This is a genomic window from Bacillus sp. X1(2014) (assembly GCF_007678255.1).
This window is the reverse complement of sequence record NZ_VEED01000002.1, coordinates 30,991-51,525: the sequence shown is the minus strand read 5'-3', so window position 1 is coordinate 51,525 and position 20,535 is coordinate 30,991. Positions and strand designations below refer to the sequence as shown.

The following is a 20,535-nucleotide window of genomic DNA, read 5'->3' as shown; positions in this document are numbered from 1 at the left end:
TTCAAAGGTTTAAATGAGAACTTGGTGGTCTATGCCAAGTCCCTAATTAGGAGGTCTAAACTCAGAAGAATTTAAACATCTTTATATTACCATTTTCTAAAAATTCTATCAATCATTATTGCTTTAAAGTGAAAAAGTGATACAAAAGGCACAGGTAAAATCAAGAAATTCCCTTTTATGATAAAAACATGAATTTCACGATTTATTCCCATTATTTGTATTTGGTAAAACAATTTAATTCATAGTTGACATACATGTATATACAAGTTAGAATGAAAACGTAATCACAACTTGTATATACAAGATACGATGTTTTACTGAAAACGCACCCACAACTTGTATAGAGAGTGAGAAAAAATAGAAGATAGAAAATGGGGTTTTACCCATTTAAACAGGGGGAAAGAAAAATGTCGAACTACAAAGATCCATCAAAAGATCTATTAAAGCACATTGGCGGTAAGGAGAACATTGCTGCGGTCACTCATTGTGTGACAAGAATGCGCTTTGTTTTAAACGATCCAAGCAAAGCCGATGTTAAAGAAATCGAATCCATTAAACTTGTAAAAGGTACATTTACCCAAGCTGGACAATTCCAAGTCATCATTGGGAACGAAGTATCTAGCTTTTATAATGAATTTGTCAAAATTGCTGGTGTGGATGGCACTTCTAAAGAAGAAGCAAAAGTAGCAGCACAACAAAATATGAATTGGCTGCAACGCATGATGGCCCACCTTGCTGAGATCTTCACACCTTTAATCCCAGCCCTAGTTGTAGGTGGTTTAATCCTTGGCTTTAGAAACATCATCGGGGATATCAAATTACTAGATGGTGGAACAAAATCAATTATCGAGGTTTCTCAGTTCTGGGCGGGTGTTCATGCTTTCCTATGGTTGATTGGTGAAGCAGTCTTCCACTTCCTTCCAGTCGGCATTACCTGGTCGGTTACGAAAAAAATGGGTGGTTCACAAATCCTTGGGATCGTCCTTGGTATTACACTGGTATCTCCGCAATTGCTTAATGCTTACGGTGTAGCGGATGCGAAAGAAATTCCTTTCTGGGATTTCGGATTTGCGAAAATTAAAATGATTGGATATCAAGCACAAGTAATCCCTGCCATTTTAGCCGGATTAGTACTTGCATTCTTAGAAACTCGATTACGTAAAATTGTACCAAATTCAATTTCAATGATTGTCGTTCCATTCTTAGCGTTAATCCCAACAGTTTTAATTGCTCATACAGTATTAGGCCCTCTTGGCTGGAGCATCGGTTCTGGAATTTCTCATGTTGTGTATTCTAGCTTAACCTCAGCATTTGGCTGGATTTTTGCAGCAATCTTTGGATTTGCTTATGCCCCACTTGTTATCACAGGTTTACACCATATGACAAATGCGATTGACTTACAATTAATGAGTGAACTTGGCGGTACAAACTTATGGCCAATGATTGCTCTATCTAATATTGCTCAAGGTTCTGCAGTTCTTGCGATGATCTTTATTAATCGTAAAGATGAAGAAGAAAAACAAGTTTCGATTCCAGCAGCTATCTCTTGTTACTTAGGAGTAACAGAGCCGGCAATGTTCGGTATTAACTTAAAGTATGGCTTCCCATTCCTTGCAGCAATGATTGGTTCCATGATTGCAGGTGTTGTCTCCGTTGCCAGTCACGTTATGGCCAACTCAATCGGTGTCGGTGGTATTCCAGGATTCCTTTCCATCCAGGCGCAGCATATGGCAATGTTTGCAATTGCCATGGTAGTAGCAATTGTCGTTCCATTCATCCTAACGATGGTATTTGCGAAAACACGCATGAATAAATTTTCTTTTAAAAAATAACAGCAAAATCACATAGTTGGGAGGGAGACATACTCCCTCCTTTTCCTCATTAGAATACTTATAGGCAGGTGTTGGAAAATGACAACAGACTGGTGGAAAAAAGCAGTCGTTTATCAAATTTATCCGAAAAGCTTTAATGATACGACCGGAAATGGTACCGGCGATATTCAAGGCATCATTGAAAAATTAGACTATCTAAAACAATTAGGTGTGGAAGTCCTTTGGCTTACCCCTATCTATAAATCTCCACAACGGGATAATGGCTATGATATCAGCGATTACTACTCGATTCATGAAGAATATGGAACGATGGAAGACTTTGACTGCTTATTAGCAGAAGCCCACAAACGCGGCTTAAAAATCATTATGGATATCGTCATCAATCACACATCAACAGAGCATGAGTGGTTTAAACAAGCACGAAGCTCGAAGGATAACCCCTATCGTGACTTTTACATCTGGAAAGATGGCAAGAACGGCCATGCGCCAACGAACTGGGAATCAAAATTTGGTGGTTCGGCATGGGAATATGATGAGAACACCGAACAGTATTACCTTCATTTATTCGATGTTACCCAAGCAGACCTTAACTGGGAAAATGAAAAAGTTCGCAATGCCCTATACGAAATGATGCACTTTTGGTTAAAAAAGGGTGTCGATGGTTTCCGTCTCGATGTAATCAATTTAATTTCCAAAGACCAAAGCTTCCCTCAGGATGACAGTGATGGCCGTAAATTCTATACGGATGGACCAAAAATACATCAATTTTTACATGAGATGAACGAACAGGTTTTTTCCAAATATGACATTATGACGGTCGGTGAAATGTCGTCAACATCGATCGATAATTGCATTAAATACACCAACCCTACACAAGAAGAGTTAAACATGACCTTTAGCTTCCATCATTTGAAGGTCGACTATCCAAATGGTGATAAATGGACGAGGGCCGACTTTGACTTTCATTCTTTAAAACAAATTTTATCTGACTGGCAAGTGGGAATGAATCAAGGTGGCGGCTGGAACGCCCTCTTCTGGTGTAATCATGACCAACCACGGGTTGTTTCCCGTTTTGGAGATGATCAAAATTATCTTAAAGAGTCGGCGAAAATGCTGGCAACTGCCCTTCATATGCTCCAAGGAACTCCTTATATTTATCAAGGCGAAGAATTTGGGATGACCAATCCAAACTTTAACTCGATTGATGAATACCGGGATGTTGAATCTTTAAACATTTTTAACATCAAGAAAAACGAAGGCATGGATGAGCATGGGATTATTGAAATCCTAAAACAAAAATCCCGTGATAATTCAAGAACACCTGTCCAGTGGAATGCAGCTGAGCATGCAGGGTTCACAAATGGAACTCCATGGATCCAAACAGCGCGTAATTATCAGGAAATCAATGCGGAAAAGGCACTCAAAGATTCAAACTCTATCTTTTTCCATTATCAAAAACTGATTCAATTGCGAAAAGAATATGATGTAATCACGGATGGAGAATATCAGCCGATTTCCAATCAGGATGATTCTGTATTTGCTTATTTAAGAACAAGTGATATGGAACAATTACTTGTCATCAATAATTTTTATGGCAAAGAGCATTCCTTCATCCTCCCAGCTCATTTACATCTTGAAGTGGATGATAGTGAGATGTTACTCTCTAATTATGAGGATTCGACTTCTTTAAGCCAGGAAATCTTATTACGGCCATATGAGTCGATTGTGTATTACCTGAAAAGATGAACGGAGTTGTCATTATGACGAACAAGTATCTAACAATCTATAACATCATTGTCGAGCAAATTAAAAGCGGCGAAATCCCGCCCCAAACACTTCTCCCCTCTGAAAACGAATTAAAAGACCAATTCGAAACATCCAGGGAAACAATACGGAAGGCGTTAAATTTGCTTTCACAAAATGGCTATATCCAAAAAGTTAGAGGTAAAGGTTCGATTGTAATCGACATTAGCAAATTTGATTTTCCTGTTTCGGGGCTAGTAAGCTTTAAAGAACTTGCCAATAAAATGGGCAGTAAACCGAAAACGATTGTGAATGAAATGGAATTAATAAAGCCCGATGGCTTAGTCAGACAGCAGCTTCAACTCGGCAGTAAAGACCTTGTGTGGAAAGTCATTCGGACAAGGGAAATGGGCGGCGAGAAAATTATCTTGGATAAAGACTTCTTAGCAAAAAAATACGTTCCTTCGCTAACAGAGGAAATTTGTGCTGATTCAATTTATCAATACATCGAAAATGAATTGAACCTGACAATTAGCTTTGCCAAAAAGGAAATTGTCGTGGAGGAACCTTCACTAGAAGATCGAGCCCTATTAGACCTTGAAGGTTTTCATAATATTGTCGTTATTAAAAACTACGTTTATTTAGATGATGCTACCCTCTTTCAATACACCGAATCAAGGCATCGTCCCGATAAGTTTCGCTTTGTCGATTTTGCACGTAGATCCCATTAATTTTAATAAGGAGACCGCCAATAAAACTTGGAGGTCTCCTTTTTATTCCTTCATCCAATGATGTTTGCTACAATATAAGCAACCAAATTGTGAGGTGAACCTTGTATGTGCGGCCGATTCACATTAACAGCAACGTTCGAAGAAATCATTGATCGTTTCGATATTCAAGCCTTTATTGAACAAGAAAATTATGAGCCCAGTTTTAACATTGCTCCATCCCAAGCCGTCCTTGCTGTCATAAATGATGGGAAGTCTAATCGGATGGGATTTTTAAAATGGGGCTTGGTTCCGCCTTGGGCAAAAGATCCTGCCATTGGCCATAAAATGATAAACGCCAGAGCAGAAACATTAGCTGAAAAGCCCAGCTTTAAAAACGCCTTCAAAAAAAAGCGCTGTCTAGTCCTTGCTGACAGCTTTTATGAATGGAAGCGGCATGAGGACAAAAGCAAAACACCGATGCGGATTAAACTAAAGTCTGATGATTTGTTTGCGATGGCTGGTATTTGGGAAGCTTGGAAATCGCCCGAAGGAAAAACACTCTATACTTGTTCTGTCATCACCACTGGACCCAATGATCTTATGAAAGATATTCATGATCGGATGCCTGTTATTTTGAAGCCAGACGATGAGAAAATCTGGCTGGACCCATCCGTGTCTAATCCCAAAGATTTAAACAAACTACTCGTCCCATTCGATGAAAGCCTAATGGAAACGTACGAAGTTTCTTCCTTAGTTAACTCACCCAAAAATAACTCAATCGGGCTTATTCAAAAAATTTGTTAATCCTTTTAATAAAAATAGGCACTCTTTATTAAAAATATTTTTTCAATATGGACAGGTTTACTACATGCACGTCCATGCTTCTACATATGATGTACTAACCCATAAAAGTTTTCCTTCTTTAAGAAAGTGGTTCGGCCACTTTCCTTTTTTTATGGAAAAAAATAGTCAAAAAATCTGGTGTCATTTCATGAACTTACAAAAATGGGGAAATATAAATCATATTTACTTGATATAGATAAGGTTGGATGTATATGGGGATGAAAATGAAAAAAATGCTTTATCATTTAATAAAGGTTCGGGATAAAATTTTTATTCCATTTGTCCTTTTGTATATACTAATGGCAGCCTTAGGAATTTTTATAATTGAACCGAAAACATTTAAAACATATATTACCGCTATTTATTGGGTTTTGACCACACTGGCAACTGTAGGATTTGGAGACTATGCCCCCGTTACCCATGCTGGTAAAGTGTATACCATCTTCCTGTATATCACTGGAATCGGACTTGTCAGTGTATTAATTGGAAAAGTCATCAATTCGATCTATCTAATTGATAAAATGAAAGTTGGCGGCAAAATGAAATATACTGGTAAAAATCATATTATCTTGATTGGTTGGAGTGCAAAATCTAAATTAGCCATTGAAGAAATATTAAAATCTGATAAAAAAATAGAAATTGTTATTATTGATGATTTAGAAAAGGCTCCATTGATGGAGAAGCGGCTATATTATGTTCGCGGTGATGCTACTGATGAAGAAACCCTCCTTAATGCGAATTTACCGAAGGCCACAGGAGTGATTATTTTTGCCGACCAAATCACTCAGGAGAATTATGCAACTACAGATCCCGTACTTGTGGACGGAAAAACATTATTAATAGCAACGGCCATTACTACTATTGAAAAAAATTTACATAAATCTATTCATGTCACTGCCGAGGTGATTAATCAAAAGCATATCCGGTTATTTGAGCATGTAAATGTCGATGAGTTTATTCCTACTCAAGAAATGATCTCACACGCTGCGGTAAGATCTTTATTTTCCCATGGTGTCACTCATATGTATTCAGAATTAATGAGCATTCAATATGGGGAATCCATGTATGAAATTCCTACACGACCTGAATGGAATACCTATCGAGATGCCTTTGTAGACCTTCTTAATAAAGGTGCAACCCTTGTAGCAGACCGGGGTGACCTTCATATAAACCAAAAGCTAGATAGTCGGATTCCTGAAGATGCTCAGCTTTTTGTGATATGTGATAAAGAGACAATTTCTCGTCTCCAATAGGATGACCACACACGAAAAGGATGCTGCCGCAAGCATCCTTTTTTAAATGGAATAATAATAAAAATAATTGGACTCTTTTTCAAATCCTACTTTTTCATAAAGTCGCTGCGCATTGTGATTTTCCTTACCTGTCTCCAGCAGAATGCCTTTTGCTCCTGTTTCCTTTGCAAACTGAATCGCCTTATGTATTAATTGTTCTCCAGCACCCTTTCCACGGTATTGTTCCTTCACATACAAATCATTTAGTACCCATGACCGCTTCATACTTACAGACGAAAAGGTTGGATACAACTGAACAAAACCAACAGGATTGCTCCCTTCAACCGCCAAAAAAACAATCGATTCTTCGTTCACTAATCTAGCTTTTAAAAACTCTTGCGCACCCTCCAAATCAGACTTTTGCTCATAAAAGACCCGATATAGATCAAACAACTCCGTTAACGACCCCAGTTCATTTATCGTTGCTCTTTGAAAAATCATACGTAAATTCCTCCTTGATTTTAAAAATAATATGGAAGGATAATTTTAATAAATGCAGAATATTTAAATATTATCAGACAACTACGAAATTTGTTAGTTTACTAATTTGCATATTGAGGCTTGGGGGAAATAAAGATGAACGCTTTGAACGTTAGGCTGGATTTGTATGAAAAAATCATTCCTTTTAATCATAAGCTAGCACCATTATTTATTCGCGACAGCTTACATTCTATCATTCCAGAAGGAACAGAACGTATTTTCGTGATTGGAATAGGTTCAAATGTAATAAATGGTGACAGTCTAGGTCCATTTGTTGGTACCTTGCTTCATAATCTTTATCCCCAACATTTAACAGTAGTCGGAAATCTTCAGACACCCTTAGATTCACTAACACTTGTCCCAAAGGTATCACAGATTACCCTGCCCCAGAATAGTTTTGTTATTGCCATCGATAGTGTTCTAGGATCAGAAAGTATCGTTAATTCCATCGTGGTTCGTGACCGGTCTATCCTGCCTGGGGCCGGTTTAGGAAAAAGACTTCCCCCGATTGGAGACTGCAGTATTATGGGGGTTGTGTTGGAAAATGATCCAACATTAGAATGTTCTCTACTATCCACAAACCTTCATCTTATTTACACAATGGCCACTAATATTGCAAAAGGGATTTCTCTAGCCATCAGGCAATACTATAAATATCCATCGTTCCATCCAATTTTGCAACATTGCTAGTAAGTGAATGTCCATTTTCTGAACTTAATAATAACAGATATTTCGAATAATTGAAATTTTAGTGGCCCGAAAGCGTCTGATTCATCGAATCAAAACAAAATAGTCCGGAAGAGCCCCGGACTATCACGTTTATTTACGATTTAGGCACTATTGCTTTTGATCCCATAGATAATTTACCACAGCATCATATTGTTCCTTCGATAATGAACCTGGTGCAGACTTAGGCATATTCTTTTGGACAAAACCTAAAAGCTCTTCTTTCTTTTGAAAATCGGCATGGATCTTCGCTGAATCTAGTTTTACTTGACCACCTGTAATGTCGCCGGAACTATGGCATGTGATGCAGCTTTTTTGAAAAATGTCATCTCCTGCAGATGCTGTAGCAGGTTCACTAGTTGTTTCGCTAGATGTTTCACTAGCAGGTTTGCTTGCGGGTTCTTTTGAGGATTCATCATCACTACAAGCACTCAATAAACTAATCATTAAAATGAATAAACCCAAACCGATAATCCTTTTCAAGCTTTCACCCCTTTTTTTGTTTCCTAGGGGATTGCCCTTCTTGGTAATAATAGCGGCATACTGGCAATCACTTAGGTAAAAATAAACATGCCCAAAGACATCTTATTTCTAAAGTCCTATGATTATTCCAGTATTATTTAGGTTAACTGACTGATATATTTAGCAAAGAAAAAAGGATAGATTTAGCAGCAAGCTGCTATAATCTATCCTTTTCTTCATTTTCAGATTCATCTTTATTGAACCAAAGCGGGTCATTATTATCCTCTTCCCCATTATAGTTGATCAGGATTTCTTCCCCTGCTTTGATATCTTTGTATGCGTAAAAATCGAACGTGTGGTTTGGAAAATTAATTTCATATGTAGCATTAGGCTCATACGAATGGTTAAATAGCATTCCATACCCTAAGAGAAGTGCGGTGTGGTTGATTCCATATTCAAACGCATAATCAGCAAGGAGCGTTTTTTCAATATGAACATGCTCCTCATTTGGATAAGGAATAACGGGCGCTTCATGAATCAGCTCCCCTTTTGCAATATCCTGCGTCGCAAATACCCCTCTATTTAATTCCCCATCACTAAGCTTGGATGTTTTTACCTCAATCATGTTAATCACCTATTTAATTCTTTCCAATGAAGTTTTTACTCTTTATATAGCTTGCCATTAACTAAACAAGAAAGCAAATCTTTTTTGCTTCAACCAGTTTTCAGGTTCTTTTTTGAAGAGGTAAATCATAAAATAGGAATATATGTTCGCAGCTAGAGGAGGGTACAAATGGGGAATTTAATTACGGGTGAAATGTTGGTGAAGTATTACGAGTTGAATAAGCAGAAAAAAGAAATAGAGATGGAAATGAATTCATTAAAGGATGCTTTTCAAAATTACTTTAATAATCTAGTCGGTACTGAACACAAAGGTGAAATTACCATTAGTGGCTATAAACTCCAAAGGCAAATTCGCAAAACTGAAAAATATGATGAAGCTGAAACCATTAAAAGATTAGAAGAATTACAGTTGAATGAGCTCATCCAAGTCGTGAAAAAACCGGACGATGTTAAAATCAAAGCCGCTGTTAATTTAGGCATATTAAATCCCGATCATTTAGAAGGATGTATTATTTCGACTAGCTCCCCTGCTATTACTGTAAAGCCAATCACGCCTCGATAACGTTCTAAGGCCCCTGCATTTTTGGTGCAGGGGTTTTCGTTCATAAAATTGTTGTAAAATTATGGAGGGAATTAAAGAATCATAGAGAAATACCTATATGTACTCGCTTACATTTTAGTTCGAAAGGGGAAATTCGTCATGGCAAGTCAAGAAAGTTTACTAGTTAGACAATATTTAATGACGGCAAAAGCAACCCAAACAGCAGGAACGGACATTGAAATAGCTAGGCAGGGATTAGAATCACTATCCTCCTTAACCACTGTGGCACCGGATATCATTGTAGAGAAAACAAAGATTGAGGACATCCCGGCAGAATGGGTCATCGCACCTAATGCTGTCAAAGATCGAGTGTTTCTTTATCTTCATGGTGGAGCATACATAATGGGAAGCTGCAACACTCATCGATACCTGGCTTCGAAACTATCACGGTCAACAGCCGCACGGGTTTTAGTTCCTGAATATCGACTTGCACCAGAAAACCCATTTCCAGCTGCGATTGAGGATGCTGTCAAAGTATATCGCTGGTTGATTTCCTCCGGTATTGCACCTGATAATATTATTATCGGCGGCGATTCGGCTGGCGGCGGTCTAACGCTTGCTACCCTCCTTTCATTAAAAGGTGAGGATGAGGCCTTGCCAGTTTTGGCAGTACTATTGTCTCCGTGGACAGATTTGAAAGGTACCGGTGAATCAATGGAAACTAGAGCCGACGTTGATCCATGGTTATCACCAGATGCAACCCGAGCGATACCAACTTTATATACCAGGGATTTGGATCTCAGTCATCCACTTGTATCACCCATTTATGCGGATTTGTCTGGTCTTCCATCGATGTTGATTCATGTAGGTAACGATGAAATCCTCTTAAGTGATTCAGCCCGATTAGTCGATCGTGCACGTGAAGCGGGTGTGGAAGTAACCTTTAAAGTATGGGACGACATGTGGCATGTTTTTCAAACGTTTGCGATACCAGAAGGTCAACAGGCGATTGATGAAATTGGAGAATTTGTTCAGAAGCATTTTAATTATTGATAGTTTAGTAGTTAGTTACAATTTTTTTAGTAAATAACATGTGCCATCTTCGGCGAAGAATAAAGATTTGCCTTGGTGCACGTTAAATTTAACATTCTTTTTGTCATAAATCAGTTTTGCCACTTTTTCAAATTTCTCTACTTCTTCAGCTGTTGGATTAACAGTTAAATCTTGTTTACCGTTTGTCGTTACAAATCCTTTGGGGTTATATTTCCGATGGGGTTTCAATTCTGTGCCCCAACTTCCATCTAGGAGAAGGGAAAATGCGGTAAACTTTATTTTTCGCGTTTGAACAGACCATAGTTTTCGGCAATTACAACGGTGTATTTTGAATTTCATCACACGTTACCCTCTTTCTGTAAATTCAAAATCGGATGATTGTAAATTGTATTCGCTCGGAGACTAAATTATTTATCAGAGTCAGGTACGGAGGTTGGTGTTGGGGGGAATTTGAAATTGGCCCAGGAAATGGTACAATTACCGAAGTTTAAATTTTACACAAAAGGGGTTATCACACATGTCTGTTGATGTATATCTTAATTTTAACGGGAACTGTCGAGAGGCAGCAGAATTTTACGCGGAGGTATTTGGCTTAGAAAAGCCGAAAATTATGACGTTTGGGGAAGCGCCGCAGCACCCAGACTATGCCCTTCCAGAAGAAGCAAAAGGCTTGGTCATGCATACAAGGCTTAATATTGATGGAAGCAACGTAATGTTTTCTGATGTTTTCCCTGGTATGCCGTTTGCAGCAGGTAATAACATAAGTCTAGCTATTGTTAATAAAGACTTGGATAAGATTAACACTTATTTTAACCAACTGAAAGAAGGCGGTACGGTAGTCATGGAGCTTCAAGAAACCTTCTGGAGCAAATGCTATGGTTCTCTAAAAGATAAGTTTGGAATTGAATGGCTATTTAATTATGATAATGGGGAAAGTGTTTTTTAATTTAGGCTCTTATCGTAAACTTTGTTGCTGCGTTCGATTTGTGGCCCATTCGGACAGTTTTCGTAACTTCAAAGGCAATCGTGTCCGAACATCGGTCGTCTTCGGCCAGCTTTCGTGATTTCAAAGGCAATCATGTCCGAACATCGGTCGTTTTCGGACAGCTTTCGTAGCTTCAAAAGCAATCTTGTCCGAATAAAAATCCTTCTGTAGATTTATATGATTAAATCGGTTCCAAAAACAACAATTATTCCGAAAACAGCCTTAATTTAAGAAGACCGGGCAATTTGCTCGGTCTTTTTTTTTTGATTTTCTTATTGGTAAGTATATAGTTCTATATTGATTCCCTTGGGCGGGATATTTTTGGATTAACTGGCATCATAGGACTCTCATGGTTACCGTTAGTCTGATTTTTTGTGCTTAACGGGCATCATAAGACTTCAATGGTTACCGTTAGTCTGATTTTTTGTGCTTAACGGGCATCATAAGACTTTTATGGTTACTGTTGTGAGAATTCTTCCTCATTACTCAATTGCATCTAGGATGATCCTTTAATCTAAACCTCGATTTGTTGACTTTCTTGTGATGGCAGTTCCTCTTCTTCCCAACCTTTACATACATCAATCCAGTCTTTTGCAAAAGAATAGGTAAATAACTCTTCTTTCGTTAATTCAATTGCAGAGTTGGTACTTCCACAAGCTGGGTAGAGTGTTTCGAAGCGCTGCATGGAGACATCCAAGTACACATCAAGTTCATTATTCAACCCAAACGGGCATACACCACCAATGGCATGTCCTGTTTGTTCGAGTACTTCATCCGGGGAGAGCATTCGTGCTTTGATACCGAATTGCTGCCGGAACTTCTTATTATCGATTTTTGCATCCCCTGCCGCAACGATCAAAATAGCTTTATCCTCACTTCCCCTAAATGATAAGGTTTTAGCAATTCGAGCTGGGGCGACTCCAATTGTCTCAGCGGCTTGCTCAACTGTTGCGCTGGAAGTTTCAAATTCCATTACATCATTTTCACGATTCCATTGTTTAAAATGGGCTTTTACACTTTCCAATGACATCTTATTCATCCTTTCTCGGTTGGTAATATTATGAATAATATCATACTTTAAAGGAATAAAGCGAACAGATGACTTGTGTGGTACCTATTAAACATCTAATTGTTCCCTTGGGCTCCTTATTTCTGAGGTCAGGGGCACAATTAACTCCTATTTTTTCCCGTCGACTCCTTATTTCTGAGGTCAGGGGCACAATTAACTTCTAATTGTTCCTGTCGACTCCTTTATTCCCATGTACTGGGAACGATTATTTTTTACATTCCTGCTGAACCTTGACGAAACACCTATTAATTAAAACTAATTTACAAATACATGATATAATCATTGTCAAAAGATTAATACTTTAGTATTTTCACACAATGGAGGGGTCGAATGAATTCGCAAGTGGCAGCAGTTTCCTCCCCAAGGCCAAGGATAAAAGGTATCTTTTTAGTCCTTATTGCAGCAACACTTTGGGGTGTTTCAGGAACAGTAGCTCAATACTTATTTCACACACAAGGTTTTAGTACCAATTGGTTAGTGGTTAACCGGCTCATTTTTTCAGGCCTGGGCTTGTTATTTTTTGCACAAATAGTCAAAAAGCAAAATATTTGGAGCATATGGAAAAATAAACAGGATATCTTACACCTAGTTATTTTTGGGATACTTGGAATGTTTGGTGTGCAGTATACATACTTTGCCGCTATCGAATATGGGAATGCAGCAACTGCAACGGTATTACAGTACCTGGCACCAGTTATTATTGTCTGTTATTTAACTTTTCGGTCAAAGAAATTACCTGCGAAAAATGAAGTAATCGCGATAGGATTAGCCCTGTTCGGAACATTTCTACTTGTTACAAAAGGAAGTATTCATTCCCTATCCATTTCAGGCTCTGCCTTTACATGGGGAATCCTCTCCGCTTTTGCTCTCGCATTTTATACACTTTATCCTGGCAAATTATTAGAAAAATGGGGATCACTTCTTACCGTTGGCTGGGGAATGTTGATTGGCGGAATTGGCTTTAGCTTGATTCATCCTCCGTGGAAGTTTCAGGGACATTGGAGTGTATCATCATTTATTGCTGTGGTTTTTGTAATTATTTTCGGTACTTTAATTGCCTTTTTTTGCTTTATGGAAAGTTTGAAGTTCATTCGTGCGTCCGAAGCCAGTCTTCTCGCTTGTGTTGAGCCATTATCCGCTGCCTTTTTGGCCGTTGCTTGGCTTCAAGTATCTTTTGGCCCGGCCGAATGGATTGGTTCCTTTCTCATTATAACAACCATTTTTATATTATCAGGTAATAAACGATGAGGACCTGGCGTCATAATAAAGCAGTCCTATTCCATTAACAGAAGAGGATACTTTGTCCGTTATAAGGATAAAGGTCCTCTTTTTTTCTTATAATTATAGATTACGTGGGTTCCTGGGTCAGTCAGTTCAAATTCTAGAACTTTTAAGTTTATGACAAATTCCGCTAATTGCCGGAGTTGTTATTAGGGGACTTGTCATATGATATATCAGCCTTTGAATTTTCAATCGCCACTACCTGTATTAATGGCAAGCTGCTTTTTTTCAAAAAAGGAACTTCAGGAGGGACATTTTGAAGACATTATTGTTGGAAAACATCTTAACTGCCATGAACATTCAGCCTCATGAAAAGCAAAAAGGGATTTGGATTAAGACGGTCACTGATGACAGATCTGAAATTATGAGTCATACATTATATTTTCGTTTTAACAATCGAGAGGTGCCGGTTGAAAGGATAAAGAAATACAAAAATGTATTCATCGTCACAGATACTCCATTTTCTAACATGGAAAGTTTACACTCTACGCAAATCATTTTGGTAAAGAATCTCAAAGATAGTTTCTTTAAATTCACCTCGTATTACAGGCACCTGTTTAACATTCCTGTAGTGGCCATTACAGGTACATGTGGAAAGTCTACGACGAAGGAAATGCTAAAACACATATTAGAAGATACACACATTGTCCAGGCGACCATATCCAGCAAAAATGCCGACTATTACAACCTTTCTTATTTATTGGGAATTGAGGAAAATACGGATGTGGCAGTGTTTGAAACAGCTGTATCTAAAAAAGGGGATATGTCGGAGTCTTGTAAGTATTTTTACCCGACGATTGGGATCATGACAATGATAGATGTGGATCATACAGATAAAATTCGGTCATTTGATCGTTATCTAGCTGAAAAGGCAAAAATAATGGAAGGGATGAACAATGAGGGAATTCTCATCCTAAATTCGGACGACCCCTATCTCTCCTCGATCGATACATCTAAATTTAAAGGAGAGATTATCACATTCGGAAAAAACAAGAATGCTATTTTTAGGATTAAGAAATATCAATTTACTTCTACCGGCATGACTTTTTGGATGGAATATATGCAAAGTGAATATAGAGGATATATACCGGGTCTTGGTGAGCATAGTGTATATAATGCAGTCGCTTCAGTAGCAGCCGCTGCCATATTAGGAGTCGATATTCAGTATGCTTTAAAAAGATTATCTTCTTATCCACATATGAGATCCCATTTTCAAGTAATGGAAGGACGAAATCAAATCATGTTGGTAGATGATACGTGGAAGTCAAATCCTGCTTCTTTAAGAACAGGCTTAGAAACATTAAGCAAGATCGCTTTGCCGTCCCAAAGAAAAATTGCGGTTCTGGGAAGAATGGCAGCACTGGGAAAATATGCAGATGAAGAATACGAAAAGGCAGGACATTTAATCGCTGCCTCCGGGGTCGATATTCTGATTACCAAAGGGTTTATTGCAAAGGATTTTCAAAAGCCAGCTATCGAGGCAGGAGTAAATCCGCATAATGTGTATCATTTTTCTGATGCCGATGAAATAAAGAGGTTTTTTGATTCTTTTTTACTGCCTAATGACATTGTCTATTTCAAAACGGGCGGGAATGACTCAGACTTTGATGATGTTATTGACTATTTAAGAAGTTAAATGATAAAAAATTTTAGCATAAAAAGGCAGCTTTCCTTTAATGAATGACAACCCAATTGTTTACAATTGGAGTTGAAGTTCATGAGTGATAAGCTGCCTTTTTTGTTTAATGTTTATTTTTATTAGCTAAATATTTTGCATACAAAATCGTATTTTTAGCAACATCTAATTCAAGACTATATATATTTGGCGGACCTGGTCTCCAGTTTACTTCAAAAAGCCATAGTTTTTGATTTGCATCCATTCCGACGTCAATTCCTAATTCATCTAATTCATTGTCATATAATGTATCAAAATGGTTTGAAAAATTGATCGCAAACTGTTCAAGATATCTTTTAATATCATACCAGGAGTCATCAAACTCTTGTTTTAAAAAAATATCTAGATAAGTACTATAACCACCACTCCCCATATTAGAAGTTATGGTCCCTAAACGCCCGATCCTAGGGTATATAGATGTAATCACCCATTTTCCTTCTCCATTTTTTTGTACATGCAGCCGGAAATCAAAAACATGACCAGATTTTGTTTGACTTGTAATAAACTGTTGAATTACGTAATCTTGTTCTTGTACTTTATCGGTTAACCAGTCTAACAATTGTTTTTCATAAATAGATGATTCTAATCCTGCATCATTCATTTTGTAATGATTGGATCCTACCTTTTCAATAAAAACAATGCCTCCACCTTGATGGCCAGATAACGGTTTGATAATAACCTTTTGATAACGTTTGATCATGTCAAAAAAAATCTGTACGTTAGTTAATTCATAAAAAGGAATAAGGTAATGGTTAAATGTATTTGCCCTTTTAATTCTGGTATATACCGATAATTTGTCCCCAATCGAATGACTTGTAAACGGAATCCTATCGTACAAATAATCAAAGATATGTTTAGTTTTCTCACTTGCAAGATAACTTGCATTATAAATAACATCAGGGAAAGGAAATTCCTTTTCAATCCATCGTCCATTTTCATAGGCTTTTCCTAAGATTTTTTGCTGTTTGATATTCACCTTCCCTGGGGTAAAGTAAAAAAAGTTTACACCCTCTGCTTTTGCTACAGCTGCATAAGCATATGCCTTCTTTACATTAATTGGATCTCTCCGATGATGAAGCATGCCAATTAGCGTCATTTCACTTCTCTACCACCTCTCCAATTCTTCTTTAGCTAAGAATTTTTGTTCAATTATTAAATTGTCACTCGGAAACTTTATATTGGGTCAAGATAGAAATGCACCCTGTTTGCTGCTCGTATGGCCATTCTTTTCGCTTCTATTTTTCTATCAGAAGATGCTAAAATGTATCCGCAACGATCTCCCATTGATAAAGGCGGACGTACGATCTGTCCTTGTCTCGGTTTGATAAACACCTCTTCTACACCGGGAAATTGAGAGGCGAGGTCTTTCCCTGTTACCTTGATTAATTTTCCTCTAGATTCAACTGTTAAATAATGAGCGTATACATACTTACTGTGTTTTCTAGTAAGGCGAGGCTCCTTTCCTAACATTAATTGAATGGTTTCCTCTACTAGATTAATTCCATATCCTACTTCAATGATTCGATTCATCGCTCCGCCTGAGATCCTTGGATTAATTTCTATTAATTTCCATATGCCATTTACTAAGCGCATTTCGAGGTGACAGGCACCATTTTTCATTTCAAACGTCCTTAAAATGGAACTTACAGTTTCATGAATACTTTCGTACATTCTTTGATTGATATTTGGCAGCAAACAATATCCTGTTACGATAAATCGTTGTGAAAAAGTAATCTCTTGTTCGATGACCGCGACGATATGAACTCTTCCATTGTGTACTAAAACTTCAATTAAATATTGAGGACCTGTTAGATACTCTTCTAATAAAATCTGTTCATTTTTCTTTCGTAATTCTTGTATGGCCACCTTCAGCTGGCTCTCGTTATTAGCTAAAAGAACATCTTTTGAGCCGGCAGATGTGGGAGACTTTAGAATAAGAGGTAAATAGTCCTTTGCTTGACTTATAAATAACTCTAAGGGGTAATCTGGTGTATAAAGAGCATAATAGGGAGAATTTGGGTGACCTTTGAGAAGTTCACGAGTTAAAACTTTATTTTCCATTTTTAAAATGGAGTCTGTAGAGACAACGCTTGTACAAAATTCTTCTGCTAATACTGCAGCTAGATGAACGTAGGAATGTACAAAACTAAAAATGCCTTTTATTTGTTTTCCTTGTTTTTGTAGTATCCTGACGTTCTTTTTTAATTCATCGTAATTGGATAATTCCACTAAAATCATTTGATGGACTTCGGGAAATTCTGTTCTTTGCTGAATGTACTTTTGTCTATTGGTGAATAACACCGTAAAATAGCCGAGGTGTTCCGCCGCTTTTATGGCTTCTCTACTAGATCCAGATTTATTCGTTTCAATAAATACAATAGTTCGCATAAGCTTTGTCATCCTTCCTTGAAGGTTTTTTAGTAAAGGATGTAGCTTTACCAGTTTTATTCTCAATTATCTGATAAGTACATTTTATTATATTGTCATAGGACAAGAGTGGTCTGGACAATCGTCATTATTCTTAAGACAATTAAATAAAAAAACAAAAAAAGATGTCACATATTTTATAGGACTAATATGTGACATCTTCATATTGTATTTAATCTTTAGATCTTGATAATTTACAGGTCGGCTTTAATGTTTATTCACCTAAATCAACATTGTGGTACACTTGCTGAACATCTTCCAAGTCTTCTAATACATCAATCATTTTCTCGAATTTAGCTTGTGCGTCTTCAGGAAGTGTCACTTCATTTTGAGCAAGCATTGTTAGTTCTGCAACTGTAAAGTCAGTAATTCCCGCATTTTTAAATGCTTCTTGGACAGCATGGAACTGTTCTGGTTCAGCGTAAACAATGACTGAATCTTCTTCTTCAATAATGTCACGTACATCGACATCAGCTTCCATTAATAATTCAAGCACATCTTCCTCGGTTTTGCCTTCCACACCGATAACCGCCGTTGCATCGAACATATAGGCCACAGAGCCGCTTACGCCCATGTTCCCGCCGTTTTTACCAAATGCAGCACGTACATCTGATGCGGTACGGTTGACGTTATTTGTTAGCGCATCAACGATTACCATTGATCCATTTGGTCCGAATCCTTCATAACGAAGTTCGGAGTAGCTTTCCTCTGATCCGCCTTTTGCTTTTTCAATCGCACGGTCAATTATGTGTCTTGGTACATTATATGTTTTAGCACGCTCGAGTACGAATTTTAATGCCTGATTGGATTCAGGATTAGGTTCGCCCCGTCTTGCAGCCACATAAATCTCAACTCCGAATTTAGCGTAAATACGGCTTGTATTTGCATCCTTTGATGCTTTCTTTTCTTTAATATTGTTCCACTTACGTCCCATTCTGAACACTCTCTTTCCGCTTTTGAATCTCTATCATTGACAAATAATATTATACCTTAATTGCATCATTTGTTAAGAGTCTATTAAGCAAAATCGTGTAAGAAGTTGATTTTAGTCCCATTTTAACGACAAAAGAGGTCGAACCGTCAAGTTCGACCTCTACAAATAGTATGGAACTATACCAACATTTGAAACAGAGTACTATCTTTATTGACTTCACGATATAAAAATCCTTTTGCTTTAATGCGTTCGATTAATGGAGAATAATCTCCTTTATCCTTTAACTCAATCCCAACTAAAGCTGGTCCTGTTTCACGATTATTCTTTTTCGTGTATTCAAAATGGCTAATATCATCGTTTGGACCAAGAACATCTAGTAAAAATTCTCGTAAGGCACCAGGACGCTGCGGGAAATTGACAATAAAATAATGCTGCAATCCTTCATAGATTTTAGAGCGCTCTTTAATTTCCTGCATACGGCCAATATCATTGTTTCCGCCACTGACAATGCAAACAACCGTCTTTCCTTTAATTTCTTCAGCATACATATCCAATGCTGCCACTGATAGGGCTCCAGTTGGTTCGACAACGATGGCATTTTCATTGTATAAAGAAAGTAGTGTCGTGCATACCTTGCCTTCTGGAACGACGAGAATATCGTCAACAATCTCCTTACAGATGTTATAGGTTAGCGTACCCACCGTCTTTACCGCTGCCCCATCCACGAATGGATCGATTTCTTTTAATGAGGTCACTTCACCTTTCAAAAAGGATTCCTTCATGCCTGAAGCACCCTGTGGTTCCACACCAATTAATAGAGTTTGTGGAGAATAGTGTCTTAGGTATGTACCGACTCCCGACAACAGCCCTCCTCCGCCAATCGCGGCAAACAGGTAATCAATTTTTTCCGGGCAATCATTGAGTAATTCGACAGCTACCGTACCTTGTCCGGCAATGACATCGGGATCATCAAAAGGATGGATAAAGGTCCGATTTTCTTCTTGACTGCATTCCATTGCTTTTTCATAGGCGTCGTCAAAGGTATCTCCAACCAAAACAATCTCAACATCTTCCTTGCCCCAAAATTTCACTTGGTTCACCTTTTGCTTTGGTGTGGTACTTGGCATAAAGATTTTCCCATGAATATTTAAGAGATGACAAGAATAAGCAACCCCCTGTGCATGGTTACCTGCACTTGCACAGATAATTCCATTCTTTAACTCATCCTGATTGAGTTTTTTAATCCGATTGTATGCCCCGCGGATTTTAAAGGAACGAACGCTTTGTAAATCCTCTCGTTTTAAGTAGACATGGCAGCCATATCGTTCTGATAACAAGTGATTGTATTGCAGGGGAGTTGGTGCAATTTCATCCTTAATGTTATGGCTGGCAATAATAATATCCTCCACATTAAATACTTTCTTATCAACTTGTTGACTCATCTTCCTTTTCCCTCCTAATTTTTGCATCCATAAAGTAAAATTAATAAGTTCAACTGCTATTTTTAAACACAAAAAACTCGTCCCCATTGTATAGGGACGAGTGAACTCGCGATACCACCCTACTTCCGCAGCAACAACCAACACTACGGCTCTCGATCAACGTACCACACGGGTACGTGTTCCATTGTAACGGCGGACATTCCGGTCTAGCTTACGTAAAGTTTCAGCTACACATCTCCGAGGTGATCTTCGAATAGGTCCTGACATCGACTTTCAGCAACTGTCGACTCTCTGTAGAACAAGGGCTTACTCTACTTTTCTCATCATTGATTCTTCTTCAATTTTTTATAAGGTTACCACTGAAAAAATTCCCTGTCAATATTTTTTGACTATTTTAATTATTTTGTTAATTATAA

The 20,535-nt window shown here is 37.8% G+C and carries 21 protein-coding genes and 1 other annotated feature; of the genes, 11 read left to right on the top strand and 10 right to left on the bottom strand.

Features of this window, described 5'->3' with window-relative positions:
- The first annotated feature begins 407 nt into the window (after positions 1-407).
- The 5 genes from treP (at position 408) to FS608_RS04125 (ending at position 6,381) form a co-directional block, all read left to right on the top strand.
- A complete protein-coding gene (gene treP, locus FS608_RS04145) occupies positions 408-1,832 on the top strand; it encodes a PTS system trehalose-specific EIIBC component (protein ID WP_144548020.1) in 1,425 nt (474 codons plus the stop codon).
- A gap of 78 nt (positions 1,833-1,910) precedes the next feature.
- The gene (treC, locus tag FS608_RS04140; RefSeq protein WP_144548019.1) at positions 1,911-3,578 is read left to right on the top strand and encodes an alpha,alpha-phosphotrehalase; all 1,668 of its coding nucleotides are present in this window, start codon (positions 1,911-1,913) and stop codon (positions 3,576-3,578) included.
- Positions 3,579-3,592: 14 nt separating this feature from the next.
- Positions 3,593-4,306, top strand: a complete 714-nt coding sequence (gene treR, locus FS608_RS04135) for a trehalose operon repressor (RefSeq protein ID WP_144548018.1) — start codon at positions 3,593-3,595, stop codon at positions 4,304-4,306.
- A gap of 105 nt (positions 4,307-4,411) precedes the next feature.
- Positions 4,412-5,089 (top strand): SOS response-associated peptidase, encoded by a 678-nt coding sequence (locus tag FS608_RS04130; RefSeq protein ID WP_144548017.1) that lies wholly within the window; start codon positions 4,412-4,414, stop codon positions 5,087-5,089.
- Positions 5,090-5,352: 263 nt separating this feature from the next.
- Complete coding sequence (locus tag FS608_RS04125) at positions 5,353-6,381, top strand: ion channel (RefSeq protein WP_186328593.1); 1,029 nt, start codon at positions 5,353-5,355, stop codon at positions 6,379-6,381.
- Positions 6,382-6,423: 42 nt separating this feature from the next.
- Here the strand turns inward: FS608_RS04125 and FS608_RS04120 are convergent, their stop codons facing one another.
- The gene (locus FS608_RS04120) at positions 6,424-6,861 is read right to left on the bottom strand and encodes a GNAT family N-acetyltransferase (RefSeq protein WP_144548015.1); all 438 of its coding nucleotides are present in this window, start codon (positions 6,859-6,861) and stop codon (positions 6,424-6,426) included.
- Between the two features lie 135 nt (positions 6,862-6,996).
- Here FS608_RS04120 and yyaC point away from each other — a divergent pair, with 135 nt between their 5' ends.
- Entirely contained in the window at positions 6,997-7,590 is a 594-nt protein-coding gene (gene yyaC / locus FS608_RS04115; RefSeq protein ID WP_144548014.1) for a spore protease YyaC, read from the top strand.
- A 147-nt stretch (positions 7,591-7,737) separates the two neighbouring features.
- Here the strand turns inward: yyaC and FS608_RS04110 are convergent, their stop codons facing one another.
- Together FS608_RS04110 and FS608_RS04105 are read right to left on the bottom strand one after the other, a co-directional pair.
- On the bottom strand, positions 7,738-8,109 hold the full coding sequence (locus tag FS608_RS04110) for a c-type cytochrome (protein ID WP_144548013.1): 372 nt from the start codon (positions 8,107-8,109) through the stop codon (positions 7,738-7,740).
- A gap of 196 nt (positions 8,110-8,305) precedes the next feature.
- The gene (locus FS608_RS04105) at positions 8,306-8,713 is read right to left on the bottom strand and encodes an SET domain-containing protein (protein ID WP_144548012.1); all 408 of its coding nucleotides are present in this window, start codon (positions 8,711-8,713) and stop codon (positions 8,306-8,308) included.
- Positions 8,714-8,881: 168 nt separating this feature from the next.
- Between FS608_RS04105 and FS608_RS04100 the strand changes: the two genes are divergently transcribed.
- Positions 8,882-9,274: a hypothetical protein gene (locus tag FS608_RS04100; protein WP_144548011.1), complete on the top strand. Its 393-nt coding sequence runs from the start codon at positions 8,882-8,884 to the stop codon at positions 9,272-9,274.
- 138 nt (positions 9,275-9,412) lie between these two features.
- Positions 9,413-10,306, top strand: coding sequence for an alpha/beta hydrolase (locus tag FS608_RS04095; protein WP_144548010.1), 894 nt, complete (start codon positions 9,413-9,415; stop codon positions 10,304-10,306).
- 15 nt (positions 10,307-10,321) lie between these two features.
- Here the strand turns inward: FS608_RS04095 and FS608_RS04090 are convergent, their stop codons facing one another.
- Positions 10,322-10,645, bottom strand: a complete 324-nt coding sequence (locus FS608_RS04090; RefSeq protein WP_144548009.1) for a hypothetical protein — start codon at positions 10,643-10,645, stop codon at positions 10,322-10,324.
- A 178-nt stretch (positions 10,646-10,823) separates the two neighbouring features.
- Between FS608_RS04090 and FS608_RS04085 the strand changes: the two genes are divergently transcribed.
- Positions 10,824-11,252, top strand: a complete 429-nt coding sequence (locus FS608_RS04085) for a VOC family protein (protein WP_144548008.1) — start codon at positions 10,824-10,826, stop codon at positions 11,250-11,252.
- A 1-nt stretch (position 11,253) separates the two neighbouring features.
- Here FS608_RS04085 and FS608_RS31095 read toward each other — a convergent pair whose 3' ends face one another.
- The gene (locus FS608_RS31095; RefSeq protein ID WP_260871569.1) at positions 11,254-11,376 is read right to left on the bottom strand and encodes a hypothetical protein; all 123 of its coding nucleotides are present in this window, start codon (positions 11,374-11,376) and stop codon (positions 11,254-11,256) included.
- A gap of 429 nt (positions 11,377-11,805) precedes the next feature.
- On the bottom strand, positions 11,806-12,321 hold the full coding sequence (locus FS608_RS04080) for a YbaK/EbsC family protein (protein WP_144548007.1): 516 nt from the start codon (positions 12,319-12,321) through the stop codon (positions 11,806-11,808).
- Between the two features lie 369 nt (positions 12,322-12,690).
- Here FS608_RS04080 and FS608_RS04075 point away from each other — a divergent pair, with 369 nt between their 5' ends.
- On the top strand, positions 12,691-13,608 hold the full coding sequence (locus FS608_RS04075) for a DMT family transporter (protein ID WP_144548006.1): 918 nt from the start codon (positions 12,691-12,693) through the stop codon (positions 13,606-13,608).
- 289 nt (positions 13,609-13,897) lie between these two features.
- Positions 13,898-15,277 carry a Mur ligase family protein gene (locus FS608_RS04070; RefSeq protein ID WP_144548005.1) on the top strand — a complete coding sequence of 460 codons (1,380 nt, stop codon included), beginning with the start codon at positions 13,898-13,900 and terminating at the stop codon, positions 15,275-15,277.
- Between the two features lie 106 nt (positions 15,278-15,383).
- Here FS608_RS04070 and FS608_RS04065 read toward each other — a convergent pair whose 3' ends face one another.
- From FS608_RS04065 to ilvA, 4 genes are all read right to left on the bottom strand, one after another.
- Entirely contained in the window at positions 15,384-16,412 is a 1,029-nt protein-coding gene (locus FS608_RS04065; protein ID WP_144548004.1) for a YheC/YheD family endospore coat-associated protein, read from the bottom strand.
- 77 nt (positions 16,413-16,489) lie between these two features.
- Positions 16,490-17,704, bottom strand: coding sequence for an ATP-grasp domain-containing protein (locus tag FS608_RS04060; protein WP_144548003.1), 1,215 nt, complete (start codon positions 17,702-17,704; stop codon positions 16,490-16,492).
- A 253-nt stretch (positions 17,705-17,957) separates the two neighbouring features.
- Positions 17,958-18,677, bottom strand: a complete 720-nt coding sequence (locus FS608_RS04055) for a YebC/PmpR family DNA-binding transcriptional regulator (RefSeq protein ID WP_144548002.1) — start codon at positions 18,675-18,677, stop codon at positions 17,958-17,960.
- A 176-nt stretch (positions 18,678-18,853) separates the two neighbouring features.
- Complete coding sequence (gene ilvA, locus FS608_RS04050) at positions 18,854-20,119, bottom strand: threonine ammonia-lyase IlvA (RefSeq protein ID WP_144548001.1); 1,266 nt, start codon at positions 20,117-20,119, stop codon at positions 18,854-18,856.
- Positions 20,120-20,208: 89 nt separating this feature from the next.
- Positions 20,209-20,455 (bottom strand) — a binding site (T-box leader).
- Between the last annotated feature and the right edge of the window lie 80 nt (positions 20,456-20,535).